General features: G+C 57.8%; 13 protein-coding genes and 1 tRNA gene. 10 read left to right on the top strand and 4 right to left on the bottom strand.

All coding sequences use genetic code 11. The features are described 5' to 3' along the window. Nucleotide 1 precedes the first annotated feature (1 nt). Entirely contained in the window at nucleotides 2–679 is a 678-nt protein-coding gene (locus AAA021_RS09005) for an NYN domain-containing protein (RefSeq protein ID WP_006234978.1), read from the top strand. A 27-nt stretch (nucleotides 680–706) separates the two neighbouring features. Here the strand turns inward: AAA021_RS09005 and AAA021_RS09010 are convergent, their stop codons facing one another. Continuing rightward, nucleotides 707–2,047, bottom strand: a complete 1,341-nt coding sequence (locus AAA021_RS09010) for a DNA-binding protein (protein ID WP_349088945.1) — start codon at nucleotides 2,045–2,047, stop codon at nucleotides 707–709. A gap of 223 nt (nucleotides 2,048–2,270) precedes the next feature. On the opposite strand from AAA021_RS09010, the gene AAA021_RS09015 reads away from it, so the two are divergent. Beyond that, nucleotides 2,271–2,345, top strand: a tRNA-Thr gene (locus AAA021_RS09015). Between the two features lie 147 nt (nucleotides 2,346–2,492). Here AAA021_RS09015 and AAA021_RS09020 read toward each other — a convergent pair. Next, entirely contained in the window at nucleotides 2,493–3,683 is a 1,191-nt protein-coding gene (locus AAA021_RS09020) for a hypothetical protein (RefSeq protein ID WP_349088947.1), read from the bottom strand. A 120-nt stretch (nucleotides 3,684–3,803) separates the two neighbouring features. Here AAA021_RS09020 and AAA021_RS09025 point away from each other — a divergent pair, with 120 nt between their 5' ends. From AAA021_RS09025 to AAA021_RS09040, 4 genes are all read left to right on the top strand, one after another. Further along, nucleotides 3,804–4,052 carry a helix-turn-helix domain-containing protein gene (locus AAA021_RS09025; protein ID WP_161159493.1) on the top strand — a complete coding sequence of 83 codons (249 nt, stop codon included), beginning with the start codon at nucleotides 3,804–3,806 and terminating at the stop codon, nucleotides 4,050–4,052. After that, the gene (locus AAA021_RS09030; protein WP_349088949.1) at nucleotides 4,042–4,830 is read left to right on the top strand and encodes a hypothetical protein; all 789 of its coding nucleotides are present in this window, start codon (nucleotides 4,042–4,044) and stop codon (nucleotides 4,828–4,830) included. The genes AAA021_RS09025 and AAA021_RS09030 overlap by 11 nt, the downstream gene beginning before the upstream one ends. Nucleotides 4,831–4,999: 169 nt before the next feature. Further along, nucleotides 5,000–8,278 carry a DEAD/DEAH box helicase family protein gene (locus AAA021_RS09035; protein ID WP_349088950.1) on the top strand — a complete coding sequence of 1,093 codons (3,279 nt, stop codon included), beginning with the start codon at nucleotides 5,000–5,002 and terminating at the stop codon, nucleotides 8,276–8,278. A gap of 53 nt (nucleotides 8,279–8,331) precedes the next feature. Further along, entirely contained in the window at nucleotides 8,332–10,056 is a 1,725-nt protein-coding gene (locus AAA021_RS09040) for a type ISP restriction/modification enzyme (protein ID WP_349088952.1), read from the top strand. Nucleotides 10,057–10,341: 285 nt separating this feature from the next. On the opposite strand, the gene AAA021_RS09045 is transcribed toward AAA021_RS09040, so the two are convergent. Next, a complete protein-coding gene (locus tag AAA021_RS09045; RefSeq protein ID WP_349088954.1) occupies nucleotides 10,342–11,097 on the bottom strand; it encodes an HNH endonuclease in 756 nt (251 codons plus the stop codon). 178 nt (nucleotides 11,098–11,275) lie between these two features. Here AAA021_RS09045 and AAA021_RS09050 point away from each other — a divergent pair, with 178 nt between their 5' ends. Both AAA021_RS09050 and AAA021_RS09055 read left to right on the top strand, forming a co-directional pair. Next, the gene (locus AAA021_RS09050) at nucleotides 11,276–11,593 is read left to right on the top strand and encodes a hypothetical protein (RefSeq protein ID WP_117848055.1); all 318 of its coding nucleotides are present in this window, start codon (nucleotides 11,276–11,278) and stop codon (nucleotides 11,591–11,593) included. Then, nucleotides 11,590–11,967 carry a hypothetical protein gene (locus AAA021_RS09055; protein ID WP_349088955.1) on the top strand — a complete coding sequence of 126 codons (378 nt, stop codon included), beginning with the start codon at nucleotides 11,590–11,592 and terminating at the stop codon, nucleotides 11,965–11,967. Before AAA021_RS09050 ends, AAA021_RS09055 begins: the two co-directional genes overlap by 4 nt. Before the next feature lie 242 nt (nucleotides 11,968–12,209). Here AAA021_RS09055 and AAA021_RS09060 read toward each other — a convergent pair whose 3' ends face one another. Continuing rightward, nucleotides 12,210–12,440: a hypothetical protein gene (locus AAA021_RS09060; RefSeq protein WP_349088956.1), complete on the bottom strand. Its 231-nt coding sequence runs from the start codon at nucleotides 12,438–12,440 to the stop codon at nucleotides 12,210–12,212. Between the two features lie 344 nt (nucleotides 12,441–12,784). Here AAA021_RS09060 and AAA021_RS09065 point away from each other — a divergent pair, with 344 nt between their 5' ends. Both AAA021_RS09065 and AAA021_RS09070 read left to right on the top strand, forming a co-directional pair. After that, on the top strand, nucleotides 12,785–13,084 hold the full coding sequence (locus tag AAA021_RS09065) for a DUF2958 domain-containing protein (protein WP_349088957.1): 300 nt from the start codon (nucleotides 12,785–12,787) through the stop codon (nucleotides 13,082–13,084). A 4-nt stretch (nucleotides 13,085–13,088) separates the two neighbouring features. Further along, nucleotides 13,089–13,685 carry a hypothetical protein gene (locus tag AAA021_RS09070; RefSeq protein WP_349088958.1) on the top strand — a complete coding sequence of 199 codons (597 nt, stop codon included), beginning with the start codon at nucleotides 13,089–13,091 and terminating at the stop codon, nucleotides 13,683–13,685. The last annotated feature ends 174 nt before the right edge of the window (nucleotides 13,686–13,859 follow it).

Here is a 13,859-nt window from a genome sequence, read left to right on the forward strand (position 1 = left end):
CATGTCCAAGAAGAACCGCGCCAAGTCCAAGGCCAAGCGCTTTGGCGAGGGCTCGGCCAAGCCGATTGTTTCGGCTGCGACCTATGGCGTGGGCGGCAATGCGTTTGCGCAGGCTATCGCCGACCCAGTCTCGACGGTGCACTCCAACAAGCCCGAGCTGCTGGTGGTCGACGGTTACAACGTGATCCACTGCACGCCGCGCTACGAAAAGCTCGTGTACGACCATTCCGACGATCCGTATTCCAGCGACGTTCACGATATGGCGCGCACTGCCCTCATCAACGACGTTGCCGCGTTTGCCCAAGGCCGCTACGAGGCCGTAATCGTGTTCGACGGCGCGGGCAATATCTCCAGCGAGCGCCCCAATCTGCCGGCCCGTGGCGTGCGCATCGAGTTTTCGCCGACGGGCGTCTCTGCCGATACCGTGGTGCAGAAGCTCTGTATCGAGGCACGCGAGGAAGGCCGCGCGTGCTCCGTGGTATCGAGTGACGGCACGATCCAGGCCGTCGTCATGGGCAAGGGCGTTACGCGCATCTCGAGCCGTATGCTGGTGGACGAGATCAAACAGATCGATAACGACGTTCACGAGGCAGAGGAAGCTCCGCAGATCAAGATGACCCTGGGCAGCCGCCTGAGCCCCGATGCCCTGGCCAAGCTCAAGGCCCTGCGCGGGAGATAGGGGAGCTGACGGCGCGACGCTGTCTTGCTAACTCCATTCAGCGATGTCGATCATTCTACGGAGGCGCCATGTTAGCGCCTCTTTTAGATATGGCAGCCTTGCCGTGAGTGCGTCGTTTCTGGACAGAATCTCGATTGCCTCGTCAACGAAGCCTTCGAGTTTGTCGCCGTCAAACCAGCCCATGTCCTCGACGAGCAACATTTGTTTGGCGGGGCTTGAATGAAATTGTGCGCTGGTAAAACTGTGCTCTCCCGCCCTAAGCTCCTCTAGTGATATGTTGCACCAGAGTGATGAGCCCGAATCGAAGATGGGGGCTGGTCTGCAGACCAGTGAGTTGACGTTTCGCACGAGGCCGAAGTTGCGCCAATGACGATCGTAGTTGGCAATGATGTCATCGCATACGATCATGCGGTCAAGGGCGTCTTTTATATCTGTCGCTCCAAGCTCCTTGCAGTTTGCTACATACCGTTCGTAATCGGTTAGTCGCTCGTCTGCATTTGCATGCTGGTTTACATAGAACGCAGGGACATATTCTTCTTCGTCAGTTAAGAAGACATTGCATGTGCTCAAGGCAGAAGTACCCGCGCCTTCGAGCGAATAGGGTACATAATCGCAAGCGTTTAGGATGCGACGGTGAAGTGCAGTCGCCACCATCTCGTTATAGGGTTCCTGGTTTAGATGCGCACCTGCCTTGTGGAGGATTCGACGGTCATCCTCGCATGTCCAGTACTTTTGAAGATTGCCGTCCGAGGTGTTGTCGGGCTTTGCGGCAGCTGCCTTGCCCTCTGGGGCGAAGGGCGCGATGCTGAGAGAGACGTCGTCAAAAGCATTATTGAAGAAATTGATATCTTCCCACGCGAGACCGGAGTCTTGGGGCCTAATCCAATATTGGTCGGATAAGGAGAGGCCAAGATTTCGCTGTACGAGTTCATCGGGAACATCGACTGCGGCTTCTGCAAGCAGGGAGGCTAGCCCAATGCGTGCGAGCGGGATACCGCGGCCGCGCCACCAAGTGCGGAAAGAGTTGAGCGATACAGGTTTGCTGGGAGCAAAAACTCCAATAGGGGCGTGGGCACGATCGACGTCGGCGCCGATGTGGGTGAAGTCTTTCCGTGATCTGCTGTAGACCAGCTGGGCCACTTCATGCGTGCGGTTCATGAGGGTAAATGCGACTTCGCTTTTCCCATGCCCACGACGAGGCCGTCCCCCTCTTTTGGTTGCGGAGCGGAGTCGCGTGTCTACGCTGTCTTTGTCGACAAGCCACACGCCAGAAGCCTTGCGGGCGGTCAGCGCGCCGTTCTTAATGAGCTCCTGCACCCTGCGCGGGGTGATGCCGAGCAGTTCGGCAGCTTCCTTGGTAGTCAACATCGAGAAACCCTTCGCCAGAACGAATAATTTTATATAGCCAATTGTAATTAAAACTATTCGTTCTTGCGAAGGGTTTTAAGATTGAGGGCGCACAGACAGAAATGAACGGGCCTGGTACGCGCTGTTGCTGGATTTTGCATATTTGTATAACGCCGTGCGGCCTGTTGCGCCCCGTCCGCAATTCCATTATTCTTAACAGGCTTCGCGCGAAAGCGCCAAGTGTGCCAGTGTGGCGCAACGGTAGCGCAACTGATTTGTAATCAGTGGGTTGCAGGTTCGATTCCTGTCACTGGCTCCATTAACAAAAACGCAGGTCAGAGGTTATTTTCTCTGACCTGCGTTCTTGTTTTGGGGCTGTTGTGTGCAATGGACTGTGCAATGGCGTGTGCAATAAAACGGGTTTTAGCCTCTAAATTGAATTATTGATATTCATAGTTCCGTCATTTTACCGGCCATGTTCATCCATTTTGCGAGCGGCTTTATCCAGTTGATCGTTGCTGATCCTCTTGTCTTTTTTACGTCGGACGCGCTGCTCGTGCGCTTTACAGCAATAGCCATTTTTATCGCGCGCATTGTTTCGATCTTTGAACCGATCTTCGTTTGCATCCTCCTGTTTGACGTAGGCCTTCATTGTCTGCTGACGAATCTTGTACGGTCGCCCGCATACGCGACAAGTGTTCCAGGAGAAATGGCTCTCAAGGGTTTCAAGTAGCTGTATCGCCCAGGCTCTTGTCAAGCTTCCGTAAATTAGATTTTGATCGTTTAAATTCCGGTTGACCATTCGACGCAAAGTCTGCTCTTGAATGAAGGCATGACGTTCAGGATAAGGGTTGATGGCGAGATCAATGAATGTTGCAAGGGCTATCTCTATCGACTCGAATTGATCGCTCACCCAGATCTTAGTCCCCTCCTCCATTTCAAATGTGCCGGGTTTAGCTACTGCTAGCTGTGGCTCGGAGGCATCGATCATTTGAAGTGCCCAACGCAACTGCGAAAATCTATTTTCAAAAATATCTTTGTTCTGAGAGATGCATACCTGATGCAAGACGTAGTCGTATGCACGGTCACCGTAAGCTGCTTTGCCTGTAAATAGAAGCGTGGCTAATTGCATGAATGCCATCGTTGTAACGAGATCGTCCAGCAAAATGACCTGTTCCTTCTTATACCTGATGCCCTCGGTTAAGTTGGCGACCTCGGTTCCCTGTGAGCGGCCCTTATCCTTGAAGCTATTAAATAGGGCGCAATCACGATTCGAGCTGATTTCAGCGCTTCTTTCTGATGCATTCAATGCGTCATACCAAATATCTAGACCATCCTGCTCCGGCTTATCGGAGAAGACGTCGTTTGAGATGAAACGTTTTTCAACGCGTTCAGATTGGTTCGCATATGGAGTGGTTGGAAGTCCATACCTCTCAACAAACTGAATGATTTTCTTTGGATCATTCAGATCTACGTCCAAAAGGGTTCCGGTTGAGAAGCCCGAAGGGATGCCGTAGGCAATCGAATGGGGCTTGCAGATAAGCGCGATTCGTTCTATTCCGAAGATTTCAGCATTTTTTTCCCGGCACGAGGGAAGCGTCCAAGGCATGATTTCCGCCGGCATAGATGCCGGTACTTTGATTGCGGGGCAGTTCATCGTTCTCTCCTTACTATCCGAAAATAATTCAATACCGTTCTATTCACATCTTATATATGACATCCGCCGAGGTAAAGCCTAGTTTATAAATTGCATTCGATATAAACGAAGGGAGTTCAAATGGACGATATGAATGCAAATCAAATGGGTGTGGTGAGGCGCAAGGAGTGGTGCCGCGCGTTGGGTAAAATCCCGCACGCTTACGTAACTGCTCGCGACATCGCAGTACTTCTCCATGTCTGTAAGACGACGGCGATTGAGGTTCTTAAAGCCGCTGGCGGGGTCAAGATTGGTCGAGCCTGGCGTGTCGATAAGGCCGACCTGGTTGAGTACCTGGCATCTCTGGAGAGCAGCAACCATGCCTGCTAAGCCGGTCGCCGCATGCCTCGACGCCGCGCTGCCCGTTGGCGGTACGCGCGGCGTCGCCGCGCACGTCACTGACGCGTGTGGCGCTGCCGAGCGTACCGCCAACGGTGCTGCGCTTGTCGAAAATGCTGGCTTAACGACCAAGATGGACTCTATGAACGGTGCCGATACCCCCACCCCCATCATCCATATCAAGACGACTGTCACCCCTGAAGAGTGGTCGTTGCTCTGTAAGAAAGAAGGCTTGAAGAATGAGGGGCGGGGTGTGGGGGTAAGGAATGCTCCGAAGTTGATCGAAGAGGAGAGCTCTAAAAGACTTAAGAAGGTGATGAAGAATCAAGAAATAATCAATGACGATTGGTTCGTGAAGGGGAAATGGCTCTGGGTTACCGGTAAAGACCAAGATGAAGCTGCAGTTGAAGCGACGTTGAAGGCGATTGCAACGGGATCTGAGTTCGAGTTCGCTTCGGCGAAACAAATGGTGTCAGCCTGGAATAGCGCTGATTTGTACGGCTCGAACAACAAAGACAGGACTTTGGATAAGTATCGCTCGGTTCAGAACCTGCTAGTGTCGTATCTGGGCTATTCGAGGGACAAGACAGAAGTCAGCATGCTGTACGAGCTTCTCGACGAGCGTCGTCTAAATAAACTTGCGACCATTCTGTCGTCGATTTATTCAGGAAAGGAGCTGCGTAGCTACTATCTGCGTCTCGGCGCTAAAGCGGAAGAAGTCGACAAGCTGTTTGACTGTTTAAAGAAAACGGTTTGCACGACTGCGTAATGATCATCATCGACATTCGAATATAGTTGAGCCCGGCTATGCCGGGCTTTTTGATGAGAGGTTGCTAATACTGTATTTCTCTTCGCCGATTCGCCTTCAAATGAGCATTAACCGATAAATGACTTTATCTAAAATGATGACATCTGAGCTGTAACGAAGGAGTCGCTATATGAAGACCGTCTACGATGCCCTTGACCCTATCGTCAACGGGTCGGCAACGACCAAGGAGAAGGGTGACAAGTACGAGGCGGCCTGCGTCTACTATCTCAAGAACGACCCTTTCTACGCGCTGTTCTTCTCCCGTGTCGGGACGATAGCCCAGGCACTCGAATGGGATGATTGTCCCGTCCACGACACCCAAGACAACGGAATCGACCTCATGGCCCAGACCGCCGAGGCGGGGGAATGGTGGGCGATCCAATGCAAGTGCTATGACGGCGAGAAGGACCTTCCCAAGGGCATCTGCGACTCGTTCTTCGCCCATGCGGCATTTATCGACGGCGTCGACTCCCTGATGGTCATGACGACGGCGAAGGGTCCGGGAAAGAACCTCCAGAAGCAAATCGACGCCAGCGGATCCATGTACATCGATACCGCCAAGATGGCGGCCTCCAATATCGACTGGGCCCCGTTTATCGAAGGTGTTCCCGCCGGCGAGCGGGTGACCTACGACCTCCGCCCTCATCAGGAGCGCGCGGTCGCGGCAATCGAGGAGAAGTGGGCGGAGTTTGACCGCTGCAAGGCGATCATGGCGTGCGGCACGGGAAAGACTCTCATGTCCCTCCGCCTCGTCGAGGACTGGATCGGCCCCGCCGCCGGCACAATCCTCTTCTGCGCGCCGTCGATCTCTCTTGTCGGACAGTCCATGCGTGAGTGGATGGGCCAGAGCCGCGTGCCCATGTCCTCGCTCGTCGTCTGCTCGGACTCGAAGGCGTCGCGCAAGGACGACGTCATCCCGATGACGCTCGATTCATTCGAGTATCCCGCGACGACGAATTCCGAGAGCCTGTACCGCTCGTTCAGGCGTTGCAGGCACTCAAACCCCGACGGGCTGGTCGTCATCTTCTCGACCTACCAATCTATCGGCGTCATCCATGACGCGCAGGCGCTCGGCATGCCCGAGTTCGATGTCGTCGTGTGCGACGAGGCCCACCGCACGACCGGCAACGCACTCCCCGGCGTCTCCAAGACGGAGGCTTCGGCCTTCATGAAGATCCACTTCAACGAGAACGTTGCCGCCAAGAAGCGCCTGTACATGACGGCGACCCCGCGCATTTACGGCGAGACCGCCAAGCGCAAAGGCGCCGAGGAGGACTACACCATCGCCTCCATGGACGACGAGTCCATCTACGGCCCCACCGCCTACCAGATCAAGTTCGGCGAGGCCGTGGAGCAGAAGCTGCTCACCGACTACAAGGTCGTCGTACTCACCGTCCAGGAGGATGCCATCGGGGACCGCCTGCCCTCCCTGGAGAGCGACCAGGGCGTTAACGCAATGAGCCTGGAGCCCTCGGACATCGGCAAGATTATCGGCTGCTGGAAGGGCCTCGTCGATCACGGCGAGGGCGCGCCCGACGACGCGACCGGTCTCGGTGGTATGCTCGTCGTCGATGACGTCGAGACCATGGTGACCGATTGCAAGCCGCTACAGCGCGCCGTCGGCTTCTGCTCGACCATCAATGCATCGAAGACCATCACGGAGGCCTTCTCGCAAATCGTCGAGAAGTTTGCCGAAGACGAGCACGAGGAGCTCCCGCTCAAGTGCGAGCTGCGCCACGTCGACGGCAACATGCCGTCCGACCAGCGCACGAGAAACATCACCTGGCTCGGAGGGGACGTCGCCGAGGACGAGTGCCGCATTCTCACCAACGCACGCTGCCTCGCCGAGGGCATCGACGTGCCCAACCTCGACGCCGTCATCTTCTTCAATGCCAAGAACTCGACGGTGGACGTCGTCCAGGCCGTCGGCCGCGTCATGAGGCGCGCCGAGGGTAAGGACTTCGGCTACATCATCCTGCCCATTTTCGTTCCAGCCGGCATGACGCCGGAGGAGGCGCTCGACGACAGCAAGGTGTTCGCGAACGTCTGGAGCATCCTCCAGGCCCTCCGCTCGCACGACGAGCGAATCGAGGCAAAGGTCAACGCGCTCGCCCTCCAGCAGGAGGCCGAGAAGAACAAGGTTGTCGGATCGGCCAACCAGAAGGGGTGGGATGCCGGCGACCTCAAGCTCAAGCAGGAGGAGGAGAGCCAGAAGGCGGCAGAGATCACGCAGGGCGTGCAGATGAGGCTTACCTTCTTCCCGGTCGAGCGCTGGGAGAAGGCCGTCAAGACCACGCTGGTAAAGAAGTGCGGCACGCGTATCTACTGGGACGAGTGGGCCGAGGACGTGGCGAAGATCGCCCAGCGCCATATAGAGCGTATCGGCAAACTCGTTCGCGAGAACGACGAGGTGTCCGGTAGCTTCAAGACGTTCCTGCACGGCCTTCAGGACTCGCTAAACCCCAGCATCACCGAGCAGGATGCGGTCGAGATGATCGCCCAGCACATCATCACCGTCCCGGTGTTCGACGCCCTGTTCGGAGACTTCGAGTTTGCGAAGTCGAACCCCGTGTCCGTCGCCATCGAACGTTTCCTGGGCGTACTCGAAGAGCATAAGATTGAGGAGGCATCGGATTCCGAGGTCCTCGACGACGTGTATGCGAGCGTGCGCCGCCGCGCTGCCGCCATCCAGTCGGATGCAGCGCGTCAGCAGCTCATCCGCGACCTCTACGAGAAGTTCTTCAAGGTCGCGTTCAAGGCGACCTCGGACAAAATGGGCGTCGTCTACACTCCGACCGAGATCATCGACTACATCCTCCGCGAGACCGACCGCGTTCTCAAGCGCGAGTTCGGTCAGTCGCTTGCCGACGACCGCGTGCACATCCTGGATCCCTTCGCGGGCACGGGCTCGTTCATGGCGCACCTCATCGAGAGCGACCTCATCCCCGACGAGAAACTCAAGCGCAAGTACACTCGCGAGATTCACTCCAACGAGATCCTGTTGCTCGCGTACTACATCATGACGGTGAATATCGAGTACGCCTACCATGCTCGCATAGGCGGCGACTATCAGCCGTTCGAGGGCGCGGTGCTCACCGATACGTTCCAGATGACCGAGGAGTCGAACACGCTCGACGATGAGGTGTTCTACGACAACACGGACCGCGTCCGTATCCAGAACGCGCTCCCGATCCGGGTGATTGTGGGCAACCCGCCCTACTCGGTAGGCCAGACGAGCGCCAACGACAATAACCAGAATGAGAAGTATCCGACGCTCGACAGCCGCATCGCGCAGACGTATGTCGCGAAAACGACTGCGACAATAAGAACTCGCTTTACGATTCGTACTTCCGCGCCTTCAGGTGGGCGAGCGACCGAATCGAAGAGAGGGGCATTGTCTGCTTCGTAAGCAACGGCGGATGGGTTGACGGATCTTCCTCCAACGGGTTCCGCCGATCGCTCGTGGAAGAATTCAACAGCATCTACGTCTTCAACCTTAAGGGGAATCAGAACACTTCCGACTGGAAGCGTGAGGGCGGTAAAGTGTTTGATGCCGGCGCTAAGATCGGCGTCGCTATAACTATGTTGGTTAAGAACCCGGACTCAAAAGAGCATGGGGTTGTTCACTATCACGATATCGGCGACTATCTGAGTCGTGAGGACAAGCTTAGGCTGATCCGAGATTTTGCAATCAATGGTGATATTGATTGGCAAACGATTGAACCCGATAAATATGGCGACTGGCTGAACCAGCGCGACGATTCGTTCTATGAATTTGCGCCGCTAGGAATAACGAAGAGAAAGCCTCCCTACGGCATGTTTACCATCTGGTCTGCGGGCCTTAAAACGCAGCGTGACCCTTGGGCGTGGGGATTCTCGCGTTCGAGAGTACAGGGGCAAATGGAGCGTCTGCTAACGAACATGGACGCTGAGATTCAAGCTGCAAAGAGCGAGGGGCGTGCAATTGAATATGATCCGATCCGCTTCAGCTGGACACGGCGCATGGAGGATGCTGCCAGGAAGGGAGAGCGACTAGTCTATAACCGTGACGAGGTCGTAATGGGGTCGTATAGGCCGTTCTGCAAGCAATGGGTTTACTACGACCGTGTGATGAACGAAAGGACCTACCAGCAGCCCCGCCTTTTCCCTCTCGCGGCAAGCGGGAGGGAAAAGGCCGAAAGGACCTACCAGCAGCCCAATATCCTCTCAAAGATAACGGGAAAAGGCGGGGCCGAAATGACCTACCAGCAGGGCTCTCTCCGTTGCCTTGAAAACCTATGTATCGTGTATACCGGCGGCTCGGCTATGAGCGCAATGGTGACAAGTAATCTGCCCGACTTGCATTTCGTCGGAGATTCTCAGTGCTTTCCTCTCTACTGGTATGAGGAGGAGCAGACGGGTACGACCCTATTTGACGAAAACGACTATGTGGCTCCCGGTGGACAGACATCGCTGTTCGGCGACGGTGCAACCCATACCGAGAAGAGTTATTCACGCCATGACGCCATCACGGACGAGACTCTCAAAGTCTTTCGTGAGGTTTATCCGCATGCGTTTCCGAAGCGCTATAAGAAGGATGGCGGTATTGAGCTCAACAAGACCGATATTTTCTACTACGTCTATGGCATCCTGCATTCTCCCGAGTACCGCAAACGCTTCGAATCGAATCTCAAGAAAGAGTTGCCGCGCATCCCGCTCGCCGCGGACTTTGCTAGGTTCTCGGAGGCGGGTCGAAAATTCGCCCATCTTCATCTCGATTACGAGACGATTGACCCATGGGCATCGATCGTCGAGGACGGCGACTCGGCGAACCCCGGTCGTACGGTCAAGATGGCGTTCGGCAAGTGCAAGAAGGACGAAGAGCATCCCAAGGGCCAGGACATGTCCGTCCTCAAGGTCGCCGAGAGCATGACGCTGCGCGGCATCCCACTGGAGGCATACGAGTACGTCGTCAATGGGCGCTCGGCCATCGGTTGGCTCATGGATCGCTATCAGGTCCGCAAGGACAAGGCCTCGGGCATCATCAACGATCCCAACGACTACAGCGACGATCCGCGCTATATCGTCGATCTTGTCGAGCGCGTCGTGACTGTGTCGATGGAGACGATCGCTATCGTTAACGAGCTGCCCGCCTTGAACGAGAAGACCCAGCCTGCCGACTGGCCTGCCGCATGGAAGGTGAAGTAACGGCTGAAGAGGATTCATGGTTTGTGGATGGCGACGTTGCATATTGGGGTTGATGAACATCGCCCGATAGCGTGTCGCCGCGGGACGGATGGTTATCACAACTGCCCGGTTCTCGAAGGAGGCACGACGCTATGCAGAAGGTCTACTCGGCCAGACGGTCGTGCTCGTCGACGGCCCAGCGCTCGCTGGTCTCATGATCGACTACGGTGTCGGCGTAAGCACAAGGCAGGTTTACGAAATCAAGGCCGTGGACACGGACTTCTTCGAAGAATAGCGAGCAAGCGGCTACCTCGCGCCCTTCCGCCCGTTGCACTTCGAGCAGAGCACCTGCAGATTAGACGGCACGGTCTTACCGCCCCTAGCGACCGGCACGATATGGTCGATGTGCAATCCAACACCATCGGGCATGTACTTCCCGCACATCTGGCAGGTGTAGTTGTCCCTTCGCGCTATCTGCTCGCGCAGCTGTTTAGTCATCAGCTTCCGCTGGTTGCGAGCATGGTAATCCCTGAGCGTCGCTTCGTCGTTAATGGCGGCGAGGCGGTTTCGCCTGTTCACAACCCAGTCCCAGCTCACGGCCATCACGCTATCGTCCACGGACACCTTGTAGGACGTCTTCACGTAGTTCCTCTGCCTGTAGCGTGTCTGCTCACGGCACGTGACAAACTGGAACGCGTGCGCGTCGTCGAGTGTCTCGGCGTATTGTCGCTCCCGGCGCTTCCGCAGGCTGCAGGTCTTCAGGTATTCCTCCTGCTGTGCCTTCCACTCCTGGATGTAGGAGCGCTCCGCGACTATCTTTTCCCAGTTGGCGGGCTCGAGCATAAAGCGATCTATCAGGTCGTCGATCTTCACGTTGCGTCTGCCGGAGACATCGAACCGCTCGACGAAGTATGGGTAGTGAAAGGGATTCGCCAGGACTCTTCGCACCAGAGAGACGACGCAGCAGATGAGAACAATCGAGACAACGGCCGCAACGATGTAGGGAAGCAGATCGACGCCGACGAGATTTCCCCATTTATCGACATGATAGTAAGTAAACAAGATGGCTCCCATTCGCTCGTATTGGCATCAGATGATAGACCAACGCGAGCACTCGCCCTTTTACCACCCCGCCCAGACACAACCACGCAACCCCCACACCATGTTCGCTTTACAAAACCAAACGTTCGTTCGATACTGGTAGAAGCAAAACACGAACACATGTACTGGGGTAGGGCATATGATCATGAAGAAGCACTCCCTCGCGGGCACCTGCGGCATCCCCACGGAGGACCGCCGCATCTACATCCCGGTGGACGTCAACGGGACCGACGACCCCGACCGCGGCCCGTCCGACCCGGTCACCATCCACTGGCCCGACGGCCGCTCCTGGCAGGTCGAGTCCATCTACTTCCGCTCCGAGTTCGGCCGCGCCCTCTTCGGCAATCTCTGCGTGCGCTACGACGTCTGCATCGCAAAGCAGCGCAAGACGGTCTGGTGGGAGCACGGCGACTGGTTCGTCGAGCGTGGCAGCGGCATGGCGGTGACGCCCGCGTGACAGATCACACCAAGGACTTCGGCGGCGGCATCACGGTGCGCGCCCGCGGCGACAGGCCAGGCCGGCGCGTCCACAAGCAGTACGTCGACGTCTACGCCCGCGCAAACGCCGACGGGACCATGGTCCCCATCCGCGTCTGCTGGCCGGACGGGCGCTGCTTCACCATCGATCAGATCCTCGAGATCGAGCCCTTCGGGGCTATCGTGCAGAACGCCCAGACGGCCACCTACACCGTTCGCTTCGGCCGGTGGCGCACCCAGCTCATGCTCGAGCACTACCACGAGGAGGACGACATCCACGGGGCCGAGGACCACCTGCGCTGGTGGGTCTGGGCGTTCGACAACACCCTCACCAAGAACGACGTGGGGGTGTAGGCCCGTCGCCGGAACGTAAACGTCGTACGTCAAAAGGCCTCTGTCCTCCGAATGTCCCGTTCAAAAAAGTGACGAGCGCTCGTCAGGGTCAAAATGCTGCATATCAAAATCGCTCAAGCAATCGGCTACAATGCGAAGTGGCGGGCAACGCATACGCGGTGCCCTTTCGCTTTAAGACCTCTTTGCGTGCTTTCCGGGCTACTTGGGGGTCTTTTATCATGTCACAGAGCAACCGCCAAACGTCAAAAACGTCCGCTAGGCGTAAGGCCATCAAGGCGCTCGTCGGAGTCGAAAGGTTTTCCTGTAATGCATGACGCGAGATTGTCGGCAAATCGGTCGATTTGGCCTGCGGCATATTCGACGATTCTGTCCGGATCCTGTAGGTCGCCGCGAGACGCCGCGAGGAGCGTTGCCGCGAGCCCGCGCATCTCGTAGCTGATATCGAAGATCTGGTTCTGCTCGGCTTCTGTCATGGATGCCCCTTCCCGGAAACGATGCGTAATCCATATTCTCCCCTTCGGGCCCGCCGCCGGCGGGCCCTTTTGCTGCCGCCGGTATCCGGCATGCGCCGCCGTATGGCCACGGCTTCGCGGCGGGGTGGCACCTCCGCTACGCCGCGTCAAGGGGGCCCATGAGACCCCGCACAAACCTCCGCTCCGCTCCGGTTGGTGGAGGTCGTCACGGACCTCCCTTGACCCGTCTTCGCTCCGGTGCGGCTTTGCAGGGAGCAAAGCCGACGACGACGCGCGGCGTCGCCATTCGGCTTTGCCCGCAGGGGCGAGATGTTGAGGGCCACGTGCCCGGAACGGAGGAAGACATGCAGCAGCTGATGACCGAGGAAATCGCCAAGACGGTGCCGAGGCTCTACGAGCAGGACGGGGCGGAGGACCCCACGGTCTACGCCCACTACTTCTCGTGCGTGAACGGATGGGACTGGTGGCTGCTCGAGTTCGACGGAACGGACGAGGCGTTCGGCCTCGTCGAGGGCTACGACGACGAGCTCGGCTACTTCAGCATCAAGGAGATGGAGGATCTGAACCGCCAGATGGGGTTCGCCGCCGTCGAGCGCGACGAGCACTTCTCCCCGAAGCCGCTCAGCGCCGTCAGGAGGAGGTAGCCGCATGGTCACGGTCGTGTTCGACTCCATGGGCGAGGCGGTCCGCCTCGCCCTCGTGGCCGGGGAGTACGCGGGCGGCGGCCTGGCCGTCCTCCTCCTCGACGCCACGGACCCGCGCTCCGAGGGCTACATGGCCGAGTGGGGCGTGCTCACGGCGAACGTGCCGGCTGCGGCCGAGTGGTGCCGCGGGCACGGCAACATCGCCATCGACGCCGCGGTCCCCGCGGCACTCCTCAAGGCACTCGCAGCCGCCGGCATACTCCGGATGGCCGGCCGCTCGGCTGCGTCCGGGATGGCCCGCTACCCGCTGGCCACGGTCGCCGGGCACGCCCTCGACGGCATGGGCGGCCTGACCGAGACCCTCGAGGAGGCGCTCGGCTCGACGGTCGTCGTCGAGTACGAGTCAGGCGGCGACGGCGGCGCGTTCGAGGCGGGGACCGCGCCGGCGGGCTCGGCCGAGCTCGAGCGCCTCATCGCCGCCGCGAGGTCCGAGGCTGACGCGTTGGCAACCGCCGGCGGATGGGCGGCCGTCCGGGTCGGTTTCGGGGACGCCGAGACCATCGACTGTGAGACGGGCCGGACGGTCTACGTCGCGGGGTGAAATAGGAGGAGAGCGCAAGCGCGGTCCGGATGGGCCGCGCTTTTCTTTTCAAGACTTTAGTCTGCTGGCCGCGCAGCGGCCAGCTTTGAACCACCCGCTACGCGGGTGGAGACAAACGGCTTTACAAAGCCACCCCTCCGACCGATATTGACGATTGTTCAGGCCGTCAAGAAT

The sequence above is a fragment of the Collinsella sp. CLA-JM-H32 genome (assembly GCF_040098165.1).
In the GTDB taxonomy this organism is placed as follows: Bacteria; Actinomycetota; Coriobacteriia; order Coriobacteriales; family Coriobacteriaceae; genus Collinsella.

Coding starts and splice junctions, on each gene's coding strand:
- AAA021_RS09005 (WP_006234978.1), top strand. CDS start 2: ATGTCCAAGAAGAACCGCGCCAAGTCCAAGGCCAAGCGCTTTGGCGAG.
- AAA021_RS09010 (WP_349088945.1), bottom strand. CDS start 2,047: ATGTTGACTACCAAGGAAGCTGCCGAACTGCTCGGCATCACCCCGCGC.
- AAA021_RS09020 (WP_349088947.1), bottom strand. CDS start 3,683: ATGAACTGCCCCGCAATCAAAGTACCGGCATCTATGCCGGCGGAAATC.
- AAA021_RS09025 (WP_161159493.1), top strand. CDS start 3,804: ATGGACGATATGAATGCAAATCAAATGGGTGTGGTGAGGCGCAAGGAG.
- AAA021_RS09030 (WP_349088949.1), top strand. CDS start 4,042: ATGCCTGCTAAGCCGGTCGCCGCATGCCTCGACGCCGCGCTGCCCGTT.
- AAA021_RS09035 (WP_349088950.1), top strand. CDS start 5,000: ATGAAGACCGTCTACGATGCCCTTGACCCTATCGTCAACGGGTCGGCA.
- AAA021_RS09050 (WP_117848055.1), top strand. CDS start 11,276: ATGATCATGAAGAAGCACTCCCTCGCGGGCACCTGCGGCATCCCCACG.
- AAA021_RS09060 (WP_349088956.1), bottom strand. CDS start 12,440: ATGACAGAAGCCGAGCAGAACCAGATCTTCGATATCAGCTACGAGATG.
- AAA021_RS09065 (WP_349088957.1), top strand. CDS start 12,785: ATGCAGCAGCTGATGACCGAGGAAATCGCCAAGACGGTGCCGAGGCTC.
- AAA021_RS09070 (WP_349088958.1), top strand. CDS start 13,089: ATGGTCACGGTCGTGTTCGACTCCATGGGCGAGGCGGTCCGCCTCGCC.